Annotated in this window: 16 protein-coding genes, 2 tRNA genes and 2 pseudogenes; 6 read left to right on the top strand and 14 right to left on the bottom strand. The window is 58.6% G+C overall.

What is annotated here, in order from left to right:
• Nucleotides 1–20 precede the first annotated feature (20 nt).
• A pseudogene (locus tag VGC62_RS20045) lies at nucleotides 21–233 on the bottom strand (carboxymuconolactone decarboxylase family protein); the annotation flags it as partial.
• On the bottom strand, nucleotides 234–701 hold the full coding sequence (locus VGC62_RS20040; RefSeq protein WP_331188817.1) for a multidrug/biocide efflux PACE transporter: 468 nt from the start codon (nucleotides 699–701) through the stop codon (nucleotides 234–236).
• A gap of 110 nt (nucleotides 702–811) precedes the next feature.
• Here VGC62_RS20040 and VGC62_RS20035 point away from each other — a divergent pair, with 110 nt between their 5' ends.
• Nucleotides 812–1699, top strand: coding sequence for a LysR family transcriptional regulator (locus VGC62_RS20035; RefSeq protein ID WP_331188816.1), 888 nt, complete (start codon nucleotides 812–814; stop codon nucleotides 1697–1699).
• Between the two features lie 39 nt (nucleotides 1700–1738).
• On the opposite strand, the gene hutC is transcribed toward VGC62_RS20035, so the two are convergent.
• The 7 genes from hutC to VGC62_RS20000 form a co-directional block, all read right to left on the bottom strand.
• Complete coding sequence (hutC, locus tag VGC62_RS20030; protein ID WP_331188815.1) at nucleotides 1739–2476, bottom strand: histidine utilization repressor; 738 nt, start codon at nucleotides 2474–2476, stop codon at nucleotides 1739–1741.
• Nucleotides 2477–2507: 31 nt separating this feature from the next.
• On the bottom strand, nucleotides 2508–3344 hold the full coding sequence (locus VGC62_RS20025) for an amino acid ABC transporter ATP-binding protein (protein WP_331188814.1): 837 nt from the start codon (nucleotides 3342–3344) through the stop codon (nucleotides 2508–2510).
• An 82-nt stretch (nucleotides 3345–3426) separates the two neighbouring features.
• Nucleotides 3427–4098 carry an amino acid ABC transporter permease gene (locus tag VGC62_RS20020; RefSeq protein ID WP_331188813.1) on the bottom strand — a complete coding sequence of 224 codons (672 nt, stop codon included), beginning with the start codon at nucleotides 4096–4098 and terminating at the stop codon, nucleotides 3427–3429.
• A complete protein-coding gene (locus VGC62_RS20015) occupies nucleotides 4095–4754 on the bottom strand; it encodes an amino acid ABC transporter permease (RefSeq protein ID WP_331188812.1) in 660 nt (219 codons plus the stop codon). Before VGC62_RS20015 ends, VGC62_RS20020 begins: the two co-directional genes overlap by 4 nt.
• Before the next feature lie 123 nt (nucleotides 4755–4877).
• Nucleotides 4878–5714, bottom strand: a complete 837-nt coding sequence (locus VGC62_RS20010; RefSeq protein ID WP_331188811.1) for a transporter substrate-binding domain-containing protein — start codon at nucleotides 5712–5714, stop codon at nucleotides 4878–4880.
• A gap of 164 nt (nucleotides 5715–5878) precedes the next feature.
• The gene (locus VGC62_RS20005) at nucleotides 5879–7270 is read right to left on the bottom strand and encodes an FAD-binding oxidoreductase (RefSeq protein WP_331188810.1); all 1392 of its coding nucleotides are present in this window, start codon (nucleotides 7268–7270) and stop codon (nucleotides 5879–5881) included.
• A 4-nt stretch (nucleotides 7271–7274) separates the two neighbouring features.
• Nucleotides 7275–8468 (bottom strand): alpha-hydroxy acid oxidase, encoded by a 1194-nt coding sequence (locus tag VGC62_RS20000; RefSeq protein WP_331188809.1) that lies wholly within the window; start codon nucleotides 8466–8468, stop codon nucleotides 7275–7277.
• Nucleotides 8469–8900: 432 nt separating this feature from the next.
• Between VGC62_RS20000 and VGC62_RS19995 the strand changes: the two genes are divergently transcribed.
• On the top strand, nucleotides 8901–9866 hold the full coding sequence (locus tag VGC62_RS19995) for an isopenicillin N synthase family dioxygenase (RefSeq protein WP_331188808.1): 966 nt from the start codon (nucleotides 8901–8903) through the stop codon (nucleotides 9864–9866).
• Between the two features lie 473 nt (nucleotides 9867–10339).
• On the opposite strand, the gene VGC62_RS19990 is transcribed toward VGC62_RS19995, so the two are convergent.
• The gene (locus tag VGC62_RS19990; RefSeq protein ID WP_331188807.1) at nucleotides 10340–11536 is read right to left on the bottom strand and encodes an amino acid aminotransferase; all 1197 of its coding nucleotides are present in this window, start codon (nucleotides 11534–11536) and stop codon (nucleotides 10340–10342) included.
• Nucleotides 11537–11871: 335 nt separating this feature from the next.
• Here VGC62_RS19990 and uvrB point away from each other — a divergent pair, with 335 nt between their 5' ends.
• Nucleotides 11872–13887 carry an excinuclease ABC subunit UvrB gene (gene uvrB, locus VGC62_RS19985; RefSeq protein ID WP_331188806.1) on the top strand — a complete coding sequence of 672 codons (2016 nt, stop codon included), beginning with the start codon at nucleotides 11872–11874 and terminating at the stop codon, nucleotides 13885–13887.
• 149 nt (nucleotides 13888–14036) lie between these two features.
• Here the strand turns inward: uvrB and VGC62_RS19980 are convergent.
• The 4 genes and pseudogenes from VGC62_RS19980 to VGC62_RS19965 all read right to left on the bottom strand — a co-directional run.
• Nucleotides 14037–14357, bottom strand: a pseudogene (locus tag VGC62_RS19980) (hypothetical protein); the annotation flags it as partial.
• A 30-nt stretch (nucleotides 14358–14387) separates the two neighbouring features.
• Nucleotides 14388–14834 carry a DcrB-related protein gene (locus tag VGC62_RS19975; RefSeq protein ID WP_331188805.1) on the bottom strand — a complete coding sequence of 149 codons (447 nt, stop codon included), beginning with the start codon at nucleotides 14832–14834 and terminating at the stop codon, nucleotides 14388–14390.
• Nucleotides 14835–15009: 175 nt separating this feature from the next.
• Nucleotides 15010–16500, bottom strand: coding sequence for an MDR family MFS transporter (locus VGC62_RS19970; protein WP_331188826.1), 1491 nt, complete (start codon nucleotides 16498–16500; stop codon nucleotides 15010–15012).
• Nucleotides 16501–16549: 49 nt separating this feature from the next.
• The gene (locus tag VGC62_RS19965; RefSeq protein WP_331188804.1) at nucleotides 16550–17605 is read right to left on the bottom strand and encodes an HlyD family secretion protein; all 1056 of its coding nucleotides are present in this window, start codon (nucleotides 17603–17605) and stop codon (nucleotides 16550–16552) included.
• Between the two features lie 225 nt (nucleotides 17606–17830).
• On the opposite strand from VGC62_RS19965, the gene gltX reads away from it, so the two are divergent.
• The 3 genes from gltX to VGC62_RS19950 all read left to right on the top strand — a co-directional run bounded on the left by gltX (nucleotide 17831) and on the right by VGC62_RS19950 (nucleotide 19771).
• Nucleotides 17831–19312 carry a glutamate--tRNA ligase gene (gene gltX, locus VGC62_RS19960; protein WP_331188803.1) on the top strand — a complete coding sequence of 494 codons (1482 nt, stop codon included), beginning with the start codon at nucleotides 17831–17833 and terminating at the stop codon, nucleotides 19310–19312.
• Between the two features lie 221 nt (nucleotides 19313–19533).
• Nucleotides 19534–19609: transfer RNA gene (locus VGC62_RS19955), tRNA-Ala, on the top strand.
• Between the two features lie 86 nt (nucleotides 19610–19695).
• Nucleotides 19696–19771, top strand: a tRNA-Glu gene (locus tag VGC62_RS19950).
• Nucleotides 19772–19830 lie beyond the last annotated feature (59 nt).

Below are 19830 nucleotides of genomic sequence, written 5' to 3'. Positions count from 1 at the left end.
TGGGCGCCGTTGCGCACGGGTTACGCGGGCACCCTCTCAAACCCCACCCCAAAGCGGTTCCAGGCATTGATGGTTGCAATCGCCAGGGTCAGGTTGGCCGCTTCTGTTTCAGTGAAGTGTTCGAGCAGTGTTTCGTATTGATCTTGCGGCGCACGATGAATCGATAACAAGGTCAGGCTTTGAACCCAGGCCAGCGCGGCTTTTTCACGTGGCGTGAACCAGGTGGTATCGCGTCAGACGATCAAGGTCTGACGCTGCTGCGTGATCCGCGCCCGAATCTTGTCGTACGTCCAGTTGAAAGCCATCGTGTACGGCAGGAATAACAGCAGCAAAGCGATATCCAACCAGAACGCTTCAAGCAGGCTGATCGACAGCCACCACGCGGCCAGCGGCACCACCACGACAATCAATCCGGCTTCGAACGCCACTGCGTGCAGTGCCCGCACAGTCAATGACATCGCAAACCCATAGCGGGCGCGCAGGCGATCGAATCCTGCGTTGAACAGCATGTTCCAGAGCATCGCGACGGTGGAAATCATCACGGTCATCGCACCCATTTTCCCCAAGGACTGGCCGAGCACCCAGGCAAGGCCGGGGGCAAACAGCAAGACGCCGATCATTTCGAACAACAGCGCGTGCATTGCGCGCTCTTTCAGGGATTTGGCGGGCACCGAAGTGCCATTGGCGTGACTCAGCTTCATAACCGTCTTCACTTTATTGCAGGGCAGGTGGGCATTGTCCGTGTGCGATGCACTAAAGTAAAAATTGCTACCATCGGAAAAACCGATGGAATAACTGCGCGAGTATCAGCATGAGCTATTCACCACATGCCCTGGAAGCATTCGCTCAAACCATCGCCCTGGGCTCATTCAGTGCCGCAGCCCGGCGCCTTGGCAAAAGTCAGTCAACCGTCAGTGAGGCGATTTCCCGTCTGGAAATAGACTTGGGCGTCGAGCTGTTCGATCGCACCTCCAAGCAACCCACGCTCACTGACGCGGGCAGAGCACTGCATGGCCGCATCGAAGAAGTGCTCGCGGCGTCCGACAAGTTGCGTCGTGCCGCAGGACGCTTGGCCGAGGGTATGGAGCCGAGATTGACGCTGGTGTTGTCGGATGCCAATCAGTTCGCTGAATTCGAAGTTCGCATGGCCGAGCTGGATCAGCGCTTTCCTGACCTGGAGCTGGAATGCGTGTTTGCCGAACATGGCGACGCGATCAATTTGATTCAAACGGGCAGGGCGTCGTTGGGGTTGCTCTCGGCGCAGGCGAGTTATCCGCCGCACGTGGGCCACGCAACTATTGCCGAACGTGCGGACTTTGGCCTGTTTGTCTCGCACAAACATCCGCTGGCAGCGCAAAGCACCGTCGATTACCAGACGCTTGCAAAACATCGAGCGCTACGACTCAACACCATCGTCGATGAAAGCATCCCCACCGACGACCTTCCCACCGGCGGCCTGCGCAGTTGGTCCGCCCCCAACTATCTATTGCTGATGGACATGGCGATCTTTGGTTTCGGCTGGTCTGCCTTGCCGCGTTGGTTGGTGTCGGGTTATGGGCAAGGGCGCTTAAAAGAGCTGCAAGTCCCCGGCTGGCCGCGCAGCTCGGCGGTGGACGTGATCTGGTCGCGGCAAAAAAGCCTGGGGCCAGCAGGGGCGTGGTTGCTGGATACGTTATTGGACGGTCGCGGCGTTGCTTGAATGGGTTGCTCACATTCGAGGGCGCGCTTTTTAGTCTGATCAAACGGCGTTATGGGCGCCACTGACCGGCATGCGGCTGCCCAAACGGTAGCGAGAGGAGGGATGAACCAGCCGCACAAAGGTGACGATCTTGCCGCTGTTCCAGGTGCGGCGCATCAGCACTAGGCACGGCTCGTCGGCGTCGATCTGCAAATGGCGGCGTTCTTCGCCGTTGGGGTGGCTGGCCTCGACAATGTGTTCCATTTCATCGGGGCGGATGATGTTCAGCAGGTAACTGGCCGATTGCAGCTCATCGCCGAAGGGCTGCTGCAGAAAATCAGGTGCCATGTGCGGATTGACGTAACGGTCTTCCAGTTGCACCGCGACCCCTTCCTCGTAATGCACGCACAACAGATGAAACACCGAGGCACCCGTGACCAGGGACATTGCCGAAGCAATCGGCATTGAGGCTGCCTCTCGCCCGATGTGCAAAACCTTGCAGTGGTAGCGGTGGCCGCGACCAATGATTTCGTCGGCAATGTTGGTGATGCGCAGCAGGTTGGATTGCGGTTTGCTCTGGGCAACGTAGGTGCCGACCCCCGACACCCGCAGCAATCGGCCTTCTTCGGTCAGCTCACGCAGGGCCCGATTGACCGTCATGCGCGACATGCCCAGTTCCAGCACCAGGCGGTTTTCCGAGGGGATCAGATCGCCGGGTTTCCATTCGCCGGAATTGAGTTTGCCGTGTACGTAATCCTTTGCCTGGCGATACAGGGCTTGCGGTGCTGACCGTTCCATCAGCGCCTCCCGCGCCAGGGTTCTAAGGTATTCATACCTGGCTCGCTTGTTTGCTGTCCTGCCAGAAGGCGTTGCGGTCCAGGTAGTTCTGCAAGAACTGCTGTAAACGTGGCTGTTGGGCATTGTGGAAAATCTGCTGTGGCGTGCCACGGGCGACGATTTCACCCTGATCGAGAAAAATCACCGAATCAGCCACTTGCGCGGCAAAGCCCATTTCGTGGGTGACCACCACCATGGTCATGCCTTCCTTCGCCAGGGTTTTCATCACTTGCAGCACTTCGCCCACCAATTCCGGGTCCAGGGCTGACGTAGGTTCGTCAAACAGCATGATGTGTGGTTCCATCGCCAGCGCACGAGCAATCGCCACCCGTTGTTGCTGGCCGCCAGACAACTGCGCCGGATACGCGTCGGCCTTGTGCGCCAGGCCAACCTTGTCGAGCATCGCCATGCCACGCTTTTTGGCCTCATCGGCCGACAATTTACGCACCCGCCGCAGCGCTTCGCAGACGTTGCCCAGGGCCGTCATGTGCGGCCACAGGTTGAACTGCTGAAAGACCATGCCGACGTTGCGTCGGACTTGATTGATCTGCGACTGCGGTGCGCGTTTGCGGCCTTTGTCGGTGTCGACCCAGCCAAGCAGTTGGCCTTCGATGCGGACCTCGCCTTCGTCATACTCCTCAAGAAACGCCATGCTGCGCAGCAGGGTGCTCTTGCCGGACCCGGACGGCCCAATCAGACACATCACTTCGCAGCGTCGTACGGTCAGGTCGATGCCCTTGAGAACGCGCATGGCGCCGAAGCTTTTACCGACCTTGTTCAGCGCGAGGATGGGCGTTTCGGCGCCGGGCAGTCCTGCGAAAGTTTTCATCGTTTTACCTTGTTTCTGGCGTGTGGTGTCGGACAAGCGCCGCAGCGAGTAGGGAAAACTGCGAACGGGATCGGGAAACTGCTCATCGTGGTTGCTTATTCATGAAGCGGCCTACGCGCACTTCCAGCAGCATGCCCACCCGCGAGCAGCACTCCACCAGAATCAGATAACCGATGCACAGCATTAGCAGCGTTTCGACGAAAGCGAAGGTTTCCGAGCCGATACCCGTCAGGACCATGGTCAGTTCGGGGATGGTGATGATCGACAGCACGGCGGTTTCCTTGCACAACACGGTGATCATGTTGATCAGCGCGGGCAGGATGATCACCAGCATTTGTGGCACTTGAATGCGCAGGATGCACTGCATTCGGGTAATGCCCAGGCAATCGGCGGCCTCCAGTTGACCGGGAGCAACCGATTCGAAACCTGTGCGGAAAATCTCGGCGAAATACACGCTGCCATACACCCCCAGGCCAATGATGCCGGCAGGAATCGGGTCCAGGCTCAAGCCGAACGCCGGGCCGCCGTAATACACCAGGAACAGCTGCACCAGAAAGGGCGTGCTGCGAATCAGCTCGATGAACACCCGCAGCGGCGCGCGGATGAAATTGTTACCGAACACCTGCGCCACGGCGATTAGCATGCCCAGTGCCAGCCCCAGCACCACGCCGCTGCTCCAGGTGCCCAGCGTGACCAGGAAACCCAAGCCGATGTCGCCGAGGTGATCGGTGACGATTTTCGGATCGAAGATCATGCGTTTTGCTCCTTCAATCGACGCTCCAGCACCCCGCCGAAAAACGCCAGCGGGATGTTGATCAAGCAATAGAAGCCCGCCAGCATCAGGTAGTCCTGAACGAACATGTAGTCACTGGCGGCGAGGTTCTGCGCGGTGCGCGTCAGGTCAGCCAAACCCACCACCGAGACCAGCGACGAGGCTTTGATCAGCAGGATCATTTCATTGACCAGTGCGGGCAGGGTCAGGCGCACCGCTTGCGGCACGCGGATGCGCATTAGCATTTGGCCGGAGCTGAGCCCTAGCAAGCCAGCGGCTTCCAGTTGCCCGCCGGGAATCGCGAGGAAGCCGCCGCGCATGATTTCTGCGGTGTAAGCACCGGCCGCCAACGACAGGCCAATGATCGCCGCGACGGTCGGTGAGACGTTGGGCAGACCGATACGCGGCAGAAAGTAATAAATGAATAGCAGTTGCACCAGCAGCGGAATGCCACGGAACACAAAAATATAGGCACCGCCAAGACGCCGGAGCAGTGAAACAGGCGACAGCCGCAGGCTGCCCACCAAAATGCCGATAACAAAACCGATCGCCAGGGCAGCAATGGACACTTGCAGCGTCACCCACAGGGCGTCGAGCAAGAGCGGGGCGTTTTGTTGCAGCAAGGGCCAATCGAACATCGTGTGACTCCAGCTTTTTAACCGCAGCCCGGTAGGCGCGAACTTGTTGGCGAGACAGACACCGCTGCGTGTCAGGCACAGCCTCTCGCGAACAAGTTCGCTCCTACAGAGGTTGTTCAGTCATTACCAGGTTGGCTCAAAATCAGCCTTTGGCACGTCCATTTCCGCACCCAGCCATTTTTTCTGCAGTGCCGCCAGACGACCGTCGTCGTGCATTTTCAGGATGGCGGCATCGAGCGCGGCAATCAGGCTGTCGGCGTCAGCATCCTTGCGACCCAGGTAGGCGAAGTAGGATTTCTTGCCGAACGGCGGCTGCACGACCTTGTACAGATTGCTGCGCTCAGCGGCGACGTAGGAAATGTTCGGCAACGAGTTAGCCACCGCGACGATGCGCTTGGCCGCCAGATCCGCGTAGGCCTGATTGTTGTCGACGTACTCACGAATCGTGACTTTCTGCGGCAGGGTGGCCGCAAAGGCTTTCAACTCTTCCAATTGCGCCGAGCCTTTGCCCGCGCCGACAGTCTTGCCCGCGATATCTTCTGGCTTACTGATGCTGTCGTCCTTGGCGCCGACCATCAGCGCCACGGTTGCCTCGGCAATTGGATAGACGAAGTGATAACGCTCTTTGCGCGCCTTGGTGACAATGATCGGGCCCGCCACCACGTCAAACTTCTTCGCTTCAAGACCTGGCAACACGCTCGGCCACGGCAGGTCGAGGAACTTGATCTTGACCCCCAGCTCCTTACCCAGCTGTTCAAACAGTTCTGCGTTCAACCCTTTTTGTTTACCCGCTTCGGTGAAGTCGAACGGCGCAAATTGCAGCTCGGTACCCACCACCAGTTCGCCGGCTTTCTTCACGTCGTCCAATTGGTCGGCGTGGGCCATCAATGGCAACAACGCCAATGCAGCCGTGATGCTCAGGCTTTTAAACGTCTTACTGAACAGAGAATCGAGTTGCATGGGTTCGCTCCTTAATGAGATGCGGGTTCATCAGATGCAGTGTTGTGTCGTCGTTATCGTTGGCTTTCGGGACAGCGGATAAAGCAGTGAGCGGGTGGTATGAAGCACTCTCTGTAAGGCTGCAGTTAGCGTGCCATACCGGTATATACAACTGCGATTTATGCTCAGCCAAGGACCTTCCCAGGGTTGAGTATGCCATTGGGATCGAAGCAGCTTTTCAATTGATGCATGACGGCCAGCGCTTCATCGCTGACCGAGTGATGCAGAAAGTCGCGTTTGAGCAGGCCGATGCCATGCTCGGCCGACACGGCGCCGCCCAGCTCTCCGACTGCGCTGTAGACCAGCTCTTCGATCTCTAGAACGGGGGCGGGCTGTGGCAACGAATGGCAATCGACGGTCAGGTGCAGATTGCTGTCACCGATGTGGCCGAAATACACGCTGCGATTGCCCGGCCAGCGTTGTTCCAGGCGCGCGCGACACAATTGGGCGAAGTCACCGATCTGGCCAATGGGCAGGCTGATGTCGAAGTTCAGCGGCGCAAGACGTGTCGGGAACTCACCCGTCGCCTCGCGGATTTTCCACAGGCTGCGGGCCTGCGCATGGGAGCTTGCGAGGACTGCGTCCACCACTTCGCCAGCGCCGACAGCATCATCGAGCACTTGCTCCAGCACATCACGGCGCGCCGATGATTCCAGCAGCACGTAAAGCGGATGCTGATCGGACATTGGCGGCACTGGGTTTTCCAGCCAGGACACGCCCATGCGAAAGAAGTCTTGCCACATCAGTTCGTAGGCTTGGGGTGTACCGGCCTCGCGCTGAATCCTTCGCAGCAACGCCACCGCACTTGGGTAGTTGGGAAGGGCGCAGAGCAAGGTAGTGGTTTCGCCGGGTTGCGGCGCGAGCTTCAAAACAGCGCGGGTAATCACCCCAAGGGTGCCTTCGCTGCCAATGAAGCACTGTTTTAGGTCGTAGCCGCAGTTGTTCTTGATCATCTTGTTCATCAGGTTCAGCACCCGACCGTCGGCCAGCACCACCTCCAGCCCGAGCACCAGCTCACGAGTCATGCCGTAGCGGATCACTGCGTTGCCACCGGCGTTAGTGGCGATATTTCCGCCGATCTGACACGAGCCGCGCGCACCCAGGTCCAGCGGGAACAGGTAACCGGCGTCGGCCACGGCCTGCTGAATCTCCTGCAGCGTAGTGCCGGCCCACACGCTGACTGTGGCTGCCGCGACGTCGATTTCTTCGATGCCACGCAGACGATCAAGGGACAAGGCAATATCGCCGGAGGTAGGAACCGCGCCTCCCGCCAACCCGGTCATCCCGCCTTGAGGCACGACGGGCTGTTTGGCTGCATTGCAAATGCGCAAGGCGGTCGACACATCCTGGGTGTCACGCGGCAGAATCAACGCAGCCGGGCAGGCGGGGGCATGGCGAGTCCAATCGCTGTAGTGGCGTTGGCTGATGGCCTGGCCGGTCAATACCTGCGCGTCGCCCAAGGCTTCGCGCAGCGTGGCAATGGTTTGTTGCACGATGGTTTGATGCACATCGGTCATCGGTTCAGCTCACGGTGAATAAAGGAGAGTGGGTGTTAGCCGCTGTCGCTGTCAGCCGACTCATGTCGGGTTGACCGAGCAACGTCAGGGCCAGATGCAATTCGTTGGTCAGCAGGTCAAGTGCGTGGGCTGCGCCGGCCTGACCGGCCACCGCTACGCCATACAACGTCGCTCGGCCGAGCAACACCGCATCGGCGCCCAGCGCACAGGCCTTGAGGATGTCGGTGCCACGGCGAATGCCGCTGTCCAGCAGGATCGCAAGCTTGCCTTTGGCCACAGCAGCGATGGCTGGCAGGCAGTCGATACTGGCCGGCACACCGTCCAGTTGACGCCCGCCGTGGTTGCTCACGACGATACCGTCGAGCCCCAGGGCAACCGCCTTTTCGGCGTCGGCTGGATGCAGCACGCCTTTGAGCAACAGGCGTTGCGGCCAGCGATCACGCAGACGGGCGAGGTAATCCCAGTCGAGTGTCTTTTCCATCTGTGCGCCGATGAAGTGCGCGGCGCCTGCGGCGTTACGCTGATCGGCAGGCAAGTAGCGGTCAAGGTTGGCCATGCTCGGCATACCCTGCGGCCACACGGCTTGGCGAATCCAGCGTGGGTGGCACAGCACGTCGAACTTATTGCGCAGGCTGAGTTGGCGCGGTCGGGCGAAGTTGCGTTTGTCCCACTCACGATTGCCCAGCAGCACCGCGTCGCTGGTCAGCAGCAGCGTTTGGCAACCGACCGCGTTGGCCCGTTGCAGCAAGTCGTCCTGCACCTGTGGATCGCTCATGCAGTACAACTGAAACCACAGATTGACCTCGGGCACGGCAGCGACGATTTGCTCAAGCGAGCTGGTTGAAACAGTGCTGAGGGTGAAGGGCAAACCGCGCTCGGTGGCGGCGCGAGCCAGGTGGATATCGGCGTCGTGGTAGAGCATGCCGTTGTAGCCGGTGGGGCCGATGGCCATGGGCAGCGGCCATTCGTGATTGAACATTGTGCGGCGGGTTTCAGTGCCGTGACAGGGCACCAGTGTGTGTGGCAGCAAATTGATGTCGGCGAACGCCTGGCGATTGCGGGCGAGGGTCAGTTCTTCCTCGGCGCCGCCTTCCAGGTATTCCCAGGCAAAATGCGGCAAACGACGATGGGCCATTTGCGCCAGTTCGGCAATGCTGTGGGCGCGACGAAAATCTGGGCCTGAGTGGTAGCGACGCATGAAAATCCTTGATCCGGCTGTATAGACAGCTGACGCAAGATGCAGGCCAGTTCGCTGCGCCGCGCAACACGCCATTTTTGGCTGGACGACGTAGGACATAGTTTTGGCTGGCGTAAGAAACTGTCACCGAAGGTTGCACCGAATGCGCCCGGCTGCCCACAGTTGGGGCGTGTCGAAACCCAAATTTGCGCGCTTGATAGCGCGCGAAGGGGCGAGCTTGCTCAATGAGAGCGGAAAACCCGACACATCCTTGTCGGCTGAGAGCCTGTTTTGGTGAGCAATCTGTCTCCCATCAATTCAGCATTTACTCAGTTGCCGTCGCGTCCCAGCGTCAAGGGCTGTGACGACAAAGAACGCGGCACAGTAAATGCTTGACCCTGTCTATACAGCTTGTCCGCGATTTCATTTCTTTATTCATCGACAGGAGCCCGCATGACTGCCACTGCCAACCTTCCCCTGATTGATATGGCCGGTGTTCGCGAGGGCGATCCGGCGAGCATTCGGCGTGTCGGCGATGCGATTCGTCGGGCCTGTAGCGAGACTGGTTTTTTCTACATCATCAATCACGGTGTGCCGCAGGCGGTGATCGACCACGCCATGGCGGCCGCCAAAACGTTTTTTGCCTATCCGCCGCAAGTGAAACGTCAGGTTGCCGTGAATAAGCGCCATCGCGGCTGGCACGCGTTGGGCGGGGCGTTGATGTATGAGGCAACCAAACCGGATTTCAAGGAGTTTTTCAGCATCGGTCTTGAGTTACCCGAAGACGATCCTTGCGTGCTGGCGGGGGAAGCGTTGCGCGGCCCAAATCAGTGGCCTGACTTCATGCCGCAACTGCGCACGGCGCTGGATGACTACTACGCGGCGATTGGCCGGGCCGCAGCTGATCTCTTGAAAGGGGTTGCGGTCGGGCTTGGCATTGACCAGGACTTTTTCGCACCGAAATACGGCAAACCGTTGCAGCGCACGCAAATGGTGTACTACCCACCGCATCCGCCAATGGCTGAAACTGACCAGTTCGGCGTTGCACCGCACACCGATTATGGCTGCGTCACGTTGTTGTACCAGGACAACAGCGGCGGGTTGCAGGTGCGTGAACTGGCGTCCAACCGTTGGATCGACGCTACGCCAATAGAGGGCAGCCTGGTGGTCAACGTCGGAGATCTACTGGCGCGTTGGTCCAACGACCGTTTTCGCTCGACCTTGCACCGGGTGATCAACACCTCCGGACACGAGCGCTATTCCATCGCCACATTTTATGACCCGACCTACAGCGCCGTGGTCGATCCCTGTGATCTGGGAATCGATGCGTCGGCGAGCCGGTATCCAGCGGTGGCGGCGGGGGATTACATCCTCAAGCGCATTGACGATTCGATGGCATATCGCAAGAACGCGCAGTAGATCTCGCGTCGATTCGCTTCGGCTCGCAAGCCCCTTACAAATCAGCGGCCGATGCCTGCAGGAGCGAACCTGTTCGCGAAGCGGTGTCTCAGGCGCACCGCGCTGGTCGACTCGCCAACAAGTTGGCTCCTACAGATCGTGGGTGCCCGTCGCGGCGAGCCATTGGCGGAGGTCTTCAATGTGGCGGTTGATCAGTTGTAGGAGCGAACTTGTTCGCGAAGCGGTGTCTCAGGCGCACCGCGCTGGTCGACTCGCCAACAAGTTGGTTCCTACAGATCGTGGGTGTCCGCCGCTGCTCATCCGTCGCGGCGAGCCATTGGCGGAGGTCTTCAATGTGGCGGTTGATCAGTTGTAGGAGCGAACTTGTTCGCGAGGCGAAGTCTCAGGCGCACTTCATTGTTCGCCTCGCCAACAAATGGGTTCCTACAGATTGAGCTGCGTTCTGAAGTGCGTCAGCTCCTACGCATACGGCGTCAAATGACTGCCAGAATCGCCTTGGTCACCGCATCGATATTGCTTTTGTTCAACGCCGCCACACAGATCCGGCCGGTGTCCAGTGCATAGATCCCGAACTCGTTGCGCAGGCGCTGGCATTGTTCAACGGTCAGGCCGGAGTAGGAGAACATCCCACGCTGGCGTGCGACGAAGCTGAAGTCCTGACCCTTTGAGTTGTCGGCTAGACGGCGAGTCATCTCTTCGCGCATGCCACGAATCCGCAAACGCATTTCAGCCAACTCCACTTCCCACTGCTGGCGCAGCTCCGGGTTGTTAAGGACGGCCGCGACGATGCTTGCACCATGGGTCGGTGGGTTGGAGTAGTTGGTGCGGATCACGCGTTTGACCTGGGACAGGACGCGCGCGGTTTCTTCTTTTGAATCGGTGACAATCGACAGCGCGCCGACGCGTTCGCCGTACAGCGAGAAAGATTTAGAGAACGAGCTGGAAGCAAAGAAGGTCAAACCGGAGTCAGCGAACAGACGCACCGCTGCGGCGTCTTCATCGATGCCATCGCCAAAGCCTTGATAGGCCATGTCGAGGAACGGCACGTGGCCTTTGGTTTTCAAGACGTCGAGGACTTTTTTCCAGTCGTCCAGGGTCAGGTCGACGCCGGTCGGGTTATGGCAGCACGCATGCAGCACGACGATGGAGCCTGACGGCAGGTTTTGCAGGTCTTCAAGCATGCCTGCGCGGTTTACGCCATGGGTTGTGGCGTCGTAGTAACGGTAATTGTGCACCGGGAAACCAGCAGCCTCGAACAGCGCACGGTGGTTTTCCCAGCTTGGATCACTGATGGCGACCACGGCGTTGGGCGACAGTTGCTTGAGGAAGTCGGCACCGATTTTCAGAGCACCGGTACCGCCCACTGCCTGAACAGTCAGTACGCGGCCCGAGACCAGTAACGGCGAGTCGACGCCAAACAGCAAGGTTTGCACGGCTTTGTCATAGGCGGCGATGCCGTCGATTGGCAAGTAGCCACGGGGGGCATGCTGAGCAACGCGGATGGACTCGGCTTCGGCAACGGCACGTAGAAGTGGGATCTTCCCTTCTTCATTACTGTAGACGCCTACACCCAGGTTAACCTTGGTCGTACGGGTATCGGCGTTGAATGCTTCGTTGAGGCCCAGGATTGGATCGCGTGGTGCCATTTCGACAGCGGAGAACAGGCTCATTTTTGCGGCGGCTCTGAGTGGGAGTTGGAGAGGTCACAACGCTCCGGCCGTATGCACTAGAGCGGTGCGCAAACGGGGAGTCAGTATAGAGACCATCGACGCTGGGGGCGACAGTTGAAGGCAGGTTTTTTCAAGATATTTCGGGTAATTTGACGACCATTAGTCATGTTGCGATCAGCAATCTGTCACGGGCGGCTTGAAAGGTTAGGTTGGCGACTCCATCTGTAGTCCCATCACTTCATTTCACGTGCGTCTTTTTCCTTGACGGGATCAGTCGTCTGCGCTCATTTCGTTTCCGTTGTCGTCTTGCATCCAGCGCCAATCAGAGGTTATTTATGTCCGAGTTTCAACTCGTAACCCGTTTTGAGCCAGCCGGGGATCAGCCGGAGGCGATTCGTCAGATGGTCGAAGGGATTGAAGCCGGGCTGTCGCACCAGACGCTGCTAGGGGTGACCGGGTCAGGCAAGACCTTCAGCATCGCCAACGTCATCGCCCAGGTCCAGCGCCCGACCCTGGTGCTGGCACCGAACAAGACCCTGGCCGCACAGTTGTACGGGGAGTTCAAGGCATTCTTCCCGAACAACGCGGTGGAGTATTTCGTTTCTTACTACGACTACTACCAGCCCGAAGCATACGTGCCATCGTCCGACACCTTCATCGAGAAAGATGCGTCGATCAACGACCACATCGAGCAGATGCGCCTATCGGCCACCAAAGCCCTGCTGGAGCGCAAGGACGCGATCATTGTCACCACCGTGTCGTGCATTTATGGTTTGGGCAGTCCGGAAACCTACCTGCGCATGGTGTTGCACGTAGACCGCGGCGACAAACTCGATCAGCGCGCATTGCTACGCCGTTTGGCCGACCTGCAGTACACCCGCAACGACATGGATTTTGCGCGAGCGACCTTCAGGGTCAGGGGCGACGTGATTGACGTTTTCCCGGCGGAATCCGACCTGGAAGCGATCCGCATCGAACTGTTCGACGACGAAGTGGAGAACATTTCGGCGTTTGACCCGCTGACCGGCGAAGTGATTCGCAAGCTGCCACGCTTTACCTTCTATCCAAAGAGCCACTACGTGACGCCTCGCGAAACGCTGCTGGACGCGATGGAAGGGATCAAAGTCGAGTTGCAGGAGCGCCTGGAATACCTGCGCGGCGCCAACAAACTGGTCGAAGCCCAGCGCCTGGAGCAGCGCACGCGTTTCGATCTGGAAATGATTCTGGAACTGGGCTACTGCAACGGCATCGAGAACTACTCGCGCTACCTATCGGGCCGACCTTCCGGCGCGCCGCCGCCAACGCTGTACGACTATCTGCCAGATGACGCGCTGCTGGTGATCGACGAATCCCATGTCAGCGTGCCGCAGGTTGGCGCCATGTATAAGGGCGACCGCTCACGCAAAGAGACGCTGGTGGAATACGGCTTCCGCCTGCCGTCGGCGCTCGACAACCGACCCATGCGTTTTGATGAGTGGGAAAGCGTCAGCCCGCAAACCATTTTCGTTTCGGCGACACCAGGCAACTACGAGGCCGAACATGCCGGTCGCGTGATCGAGCAGGTGGTGCGCCCAACCGGTCTGGTCGACCCGCAGATCGAAGTACGGCCGGCACTGACGCAGGTCGATGATCTGCTCTCGGAAATCGCCAAGCGTGTGGCGCTGGAAGAGCGGGTGCTGGTGACCACGCTGACCAAGCGCATGTCCGAAGACTTGACCGATTACCTGGCCGATCACGGCGTGCGGGTACGTTATCTGCACTCGGACATCGACACCGTTGAGCGAGTAGAGATCATCCGCGACCTGCGTCTTGGAACCTTCGATGTACTGGTGGGGATTAACCTGCTGCGTGAAGGTCTGGACATGCCCGAAGTGTCACTGGTGGCGATTCTGGATGCGGACAAAGAAGGCTTTCTGCGCTCCGAGCGGTCACTGATCCAGACCATTGGCCGAGCGGCACGTAACCTCAACGGCCGGGCGATTTTGTACGCTGACCGGATTACCGGCTCCATGGAGCGAGCGATTGGCGAGACGGACCGCCGTCGCGACAAGCAGATCGCCTTCAACCTTGAACATGGCATCACGCCCAAAGGCGTGTTCAAAGACGTCGCGGACATCATGGAAGGCGCCACCGTGCCAGGTTCGCGCAGCAAAAAGCGCAAAGGCATGGCCAAGGCCGCCGAAGAGAACGCCAAATACGAAGCCGAACTGCGCTCGCCCAGCGAAATCACCAAACGCATTCGTCAGTTGGAAGAGAAAATGTATCAACTGGCACGGGATCTGGAGTTTGAGGCGGCTGCGCAGATGCGCGATGAGATTGGCAAATTGCGGGAGCGGTTGTTGGTGGTTTGAGAGTGGGGGCCTGCGCGGTAGGTGCTGCGCAGGGATATTTTTATGCCGATGATTCCCATTGGGCTGCCGGGATAAGATATGACCTTTACCATGGTTTTAACTCGTCAATTGAGTTTAAAGTGCGATAGTTAATATTTTTGGTTTTAGCAAGAGCCGGTGAGGATGGTGGCGGCAGGCACAGGTGGAAACAACGCGTTGCCGAGTCCTTCGCACAAACGGTTGAGGCTCTTGTCGGCGCCGGACTGACTCATGGCGACGCCAACCACCACGCCCACTACCGCGCCGAGCACACAGGCGCCCAGGCCGCCAGTCGCGACCGTCAACCCGGTCGCCGCCACGACAGCCGCCGTCGCCAGCGCGCCAATGGCCGCATAAGCTGCGACTTCAAGCATGCCGCCGAGGAGGTCGGCCATGACAGAGGTATGAGAAAGGGCGTCACCCTGGCGGGCGGCCCAAAGCCCGTCAGACATCTGCGCTACTCGGGCACATCACTGCATACGTCACGCAATGGGCTCGAACTGTAGCGACGTCTTGATCGCCGCCCAATGCGCTGCGTCGGCATCGCCCAATGGCTCAGCCTTGACGTAACTCAACGCCAGCATCTTGCGCGTGCCGGGTAGCGTCAGTGCCAGTTGGTACTGGAAAACATGCTCCGTGCCGTTGCTGAACTGGCTGTGCAATTCCAGCGCCTGGATGTGCTGTTGCGCGCCGATATGCAGGACCTGGACCGGTTCACATTGCAAACCCTGCACCTGTTGTTCAAGGCGATTGAGTTGCGCGTCAAAATTGCTGCGCAAGGTTTCATCCTTCGCCAGAACGCCACGGCTGACGATCAGCGATGTGCCCAGTTCCGCAAATTTGAGAATGTTGATCGACGTATCCAGAACGTCCTCGTGGGGCAGGTCGAACTGGCACTCGTTGAGTCGGTAGGGGAGGGAGTCTGACATTCCGTGTGCTTCGCGCTAAGAAAGCGCCGGAATGTAAAGATCTGAAATGTCGCTGTCTGAGCGCTGAAACACAAAAATGGCGGGCTATGCAGTTTTCAGAATGGGACTACGCTGAGTCCTCTGCTTGTCCTACTCTGCGAGTGGGAAAGTCTCAGTAATACCTGTGCAAAGCCGTCTAATGCGCAGCCCCACCCTTGATCCCAGACGGCAGCCGTTTGGTCAACATCACTGCCAACATGCTGACGCCCAGCGCAATGCCGACGAAGTGAAACGCATCGTTGTAAGCCATGATCGCCGCCTGCTGGTGGGCAATCTCGCTGAGCTTGCCCAGTGCTGCCGTTTCATTGCCCAGCCGGTCGGTCAGTATCGCCATGCGCTCGGCCACCTGCGGGTTGCCGGGCACGATGGATTCACGCAGATAATCGAAGTAGGTCTTGGTGCGGGCATCCAGCAAGGTCGCCAACAGGGCAATACCAATGGCACCGCCGAGGTTACGCAGGATGTTGAACAGGCTCGACGCCGAGCCTGCATCCTGTGGTTGAATAAACGCCGTGGCGATCAGCGAAATGGTCACCATGATCAGCGGTTGCCCCAGTGCCCGAATAATCTGGATGTGGTTGAACTGCGGCCCGGCGAAGTCAGGATTGAGTACTCCCGAGGCGAAACTGGAAAAGCCAAACAGCGCAAACCCCAGGGTACACAGCAGTTTTGGTGAAATGATCTTCATCAACTGCGGCACCAGCGGAATCAGAAACAGCTGCGGGACGCCCATCCACATGATCACTTCGCCGATCTGCTGCGCGTTGTAGCCTTGGATCTGCGCCAGATACAGTGGCAGTAAATAAATCGATCCGTACAGTCCGACTCCCATGCCGAGGCTGGAAATGCTCGACAAACCGAAGTTGCGGTTGCGCAAAATACCGAGATTGATCAGCGGCCGGGGTTTGGACACTTGAATGATCACGAACAGGATCAGGCTCGACAGCGCGATACTGCCTAGCGTGACAATGAGGTTCGATTCCAGCCAGTCCTTGCGATGGCCTTCTTCAAGAAACACTTGCAAACACCCAAGCCCCGCACCGAGGGTGACAATTCCGGCGTAATCGGTGCTCTTGAGCAGTTCCCAATGCGGCGCCTTCTTTTCCAGGCCATAGAGCAAGCCTGCGATCATCACCAACCCTGGTGGCACGTTGATATAAAAGATGTATTCCCAGCCGAAGTTTTCCGTCAGCCAACCTCCCAGCGTCGGGCCGATTGAGGGTGCAAAGGTGGCGGTCATGGCAAACAGCGCCATGCCTTTGGCGCGATGATGTTCCGGCAGCTTGATCAGGGTCAGGGTGAACGCCAACGGGATCAGCGCACCCCCCGTGAAGCCCTGCATGGCGCGGAACACGATCATGCTTTCCAGGCTCCAGGCCATCGAGCAAAGCAGCGACGACGCGAGAAACCCCAGCGATACCCAGACCGCCAGCCGACGCGCCGACAACAACTGCACCAGCCAGGCGGTGAGCGGAATCATGATGATTTCCGCCACCAGATAAGAGGTGGAAATCCACGAGCCTTCTTCCAGGGTGGCTGACAGCGCGCCTTGGATGTCCTTGAGCGATGAGTTGGTGATCTGAATGTCGAGCACTGCCATGAAGGCGCCGAGCATCACGCTCATCACGGCAATCCAGTCGCGCCGGGTCGGTTCACCGACCGGGCGAATCAGTTCGTCACTGGCCACGGTCAGCGTCGCGGTCAGGCTTGATGTTGACCGATACGGTCACTGACATGCCCGGCCGAATCTTGCCCTTGAGCGGATTGTCCGGGGCGAAGGTCAGTTTTACCGGAATCCGTTGTACGACTTTGGTGAAGTTGCCGGTGGCATTGTCCGGCGGCAACAGACTGAATTGCGCGCCGGAAGCGGCGAACAGACTGTCGACCCGACCCTGAATCGGTGTGTCCGAGAAGCTGTCGAACTTCAGTTCGGCTGGTTGCCCGATCTGCATGTGGCCGATCTGGGTTTCCTTGAAGTTGGCCTGCACCCAGATGTCTTCGTCGGGCACGATCGACAGCATATAAGCGCCGGCCTGTACATATTGGCCGTTACGCGCCGCCCGCTGGCCTATCAACCCGCTGATGGGGGAATGGATTTGTGTGCGTTGCACGTTGATTTCGGCCTGGGACAAATCAGCGTGGGCCGTGGCGATCTGTGCGTCCAGACGCTTGAGCTCGGCAGACAGGGCGATCACTTGCTGGCGCTGGCCCTGCACGTCAGCCTGGGCCTTGGTCACTTGCGAACGGGCGATATGGCTGTCGGCGGAGAGGGTAGTGACTCGCTCTTCCGAGACAAAGCCCGGCGTGCGCAGTTTTTCGACGCGCGAAAGGTCCAGTTGCGTGCGACCAAGCGTTGCCTGGCTGGCTGCCACTTGGGCCTCACCCGCGGCAATCAGGCTCGATTGCTGGGTCAGCTTGCTTTGGGCTTGAACGCGTTCGGCCTCGCGAGTCGCCAGTGTGGCTTTGGCTCGATCCACCGCAAGGCTGAAATCATCCGGTTCGAGGCGTACCAGTAACTGGCCTTTTTCCACGTGCTGGTTGTCCTGCACCAGTACCTCGTTGACCCTGGCGCCGAGCTGGCTGGAGATGCGGGTTATTTCACCCTGAACATAGGCGTTGTCGGTGGTTTCGTAAAAACGTCCTTTTAAGTACCACTGAGCAAAGAACGCAAGGGCGATCAACAGGATCACCGCGATAAAGATGAGCAGGCGGCGTTTGAGTTGGGCAGGCATGGTCGTTCTGGATTATTAAAATGTAAGCAAATTTATCGTGTTTCGAGTCTGGCACCTAGCCATCGTTGGAATAATGACTGGAACTGATGTGCCGACATTCATTGCTGATGCATGTCGAGTGTCTGGCTATGTTGGTTTTCCTGCTGTGCTTTGTGCCCGGTGCTGGAGCCGCGAGGTCCGCGCCTGTTAAGATTCGCGGCTTGTTCGACCTATTCGGGATTTTCCATGACCACCGTTCGCACCCGCATCGCGCCATCGCCCACCGGCGACCCCCACGTTGGCACGGCTTACATCGCACTCTTCAACTATTGCTTTGCCAAGCAACATGGCGGCGAGTTCATCCTGCGTATTGAAGACACCGATCAGCTGCGCTCGACCCGCGAGTCCGAACAGCAGATTTTCGACGCGCTGCGTTGGCTGGGCATCGAGTGGAGCGAAGGTCCGGACGTAGGTGGTCCACATGGCCCGTATCGTCAGAGCGAACGTGGCGATATCTACAAAAAGTACACGCAACAGTTGGTTGATGCGGGTCACGCCTTCCCGTGTTTCTGCACCGCCGAAGAGTTGGACCAGATGCGTGCCGAGCAGATGGCGCGTGGTGAAACCCCACGGTATGACGGTCGTGCGCTGTTGCTCTCCAAGGAAGAAGTGGCGCGTCGTCTGGCCGCTGGCGAGCCTCATGTGATCCGTATGAAGGTGCCGAGCGAAGGCGTCTGCGTGGTGCCGGACATCCTGCGCGGCGAGGTCGAAATCCCGTGGGACCGCATGGACATGCAGGTGCTGATGAAGACCGATGGCCTGCCGACCTATTTCCTGGCCAACGTCGTCGACGACCACCTGATGGGCATCACCCACGTCTTGCGCGGCGAAGAATGGCTGCCTTCGGCACCGAAACTGATCCTGCTCTACGAATACTTCGGTTGGGAAAAACCAGCACTGTGCTACATGCCGTTGCTGCGTAATCCGGACAAGAGCAAGTTGTCCAAGCGCAAGAACCCGACCTCGGTGACCTTCTACGAGCGCATGGGGTTCATGCCCGAAGCGATGCTCAATTACCTGGGTCGCATGGGCTGGTCGATGCCGGATGAGCGCGAGAAATTCTCGCTGGACGAAATGGTTGAACACTTCGATCTGACCCGCGTTTCGCTCGGAGGGCCAATCTTCGACATCGAGAAGCTGTCGTGGCTCAACGGCCAATGGCTGCGGGATTTACCAGTGGAAGAGTTCGCCAAGCGTGTGCAGAAGTGGGCGTTCAACAGCGATTACATGATGAAAATCGCGCCGCACGTTCAAGGGCGTGTCGAAACCTTCGGTCAGATCGCACCGCTGGGCGGCTTCTTTTTCGCCGGCGGCGTGACTCCAGACGTGAAGCTGTTCGAGCATAAGAAGCTGTCGCCGGATCAGGTACGTCAGGTGATGCAGTTGATCCTGTGGAAGCTGGAATCCCTGCGTCAGTGGGAGAAGGACAACATCACCGGTTGCATTCAGGCGGTCGTCGAGTACCTTGAGCTCAAACTGCGCGACGCCATGCCGCTGATGTTCGCTGCGATCACCGGTCAGGCCAATTCGGTGTCGGTGACCGATGCGATGGAAATCCTCGGCCCGGACTTGACGCGTTTCCGTCTGCGCCAGGCGCTGGATCTGCTGGGCGGTGTGTCGAAGAAAGAAAACAAAGAGTGGGAAAAGCTGCTGGGCGCCATCGCCTGAGTGTGGGTTGGTCGTTGTCCATCCCCATTGGGACAATGCAGCGGCCGACAACCCCTCGGTTTTCCGGGGGAGGGTGGTAAGTGATTGTTATCCCGGAAAATTCTTTTGAAGTTTGTTTAAAAAGAATTTGACAGCTATGTGGGTCGCACTTAATATGCGCCCCGTCCACACGGCAACACAAAAACACGACGGTAACGAAGTGTTATGTGTTTGTTAATTGTGGGGCTATAGCTCAGCTGGGAGAGCGCCTGCATGGCATGCAGGAGGTCAGCGGTTCGATCCCGCTTAGCTCCACCAAATTTCAGTTTCCAGGCGTTGCAACACTGCCTTGAAGCGCAGTGCCATGATCGAAACCAGCTTCGATCAGGCATAGAAGGGTTTGCGTCCCCTTCGTCTAGTGGCCTAGGACACCGCCCTTTCACGGCGGTAACAGGGGTTCGAGTCCCCTAGGGGACGCCATTTGCGGGAATAGCTCAGTTGGTAGAGCACGACCTTGCCAAGGTCGGGGTCGCGAGTTC

The organism is Pseudomonas sp., from assembly GCF_036404235.1.
In the GTDB taxonomy this organism is placed as follows: Bacteria; Pseudomonadota; Gammaproteobacteria; order Pseudomonadales; family Pseudomonadaceae; genus Aquipseudomonas.
This window is presented reverse-complemented; position numbering and strand designations above follow the sequence as displayed.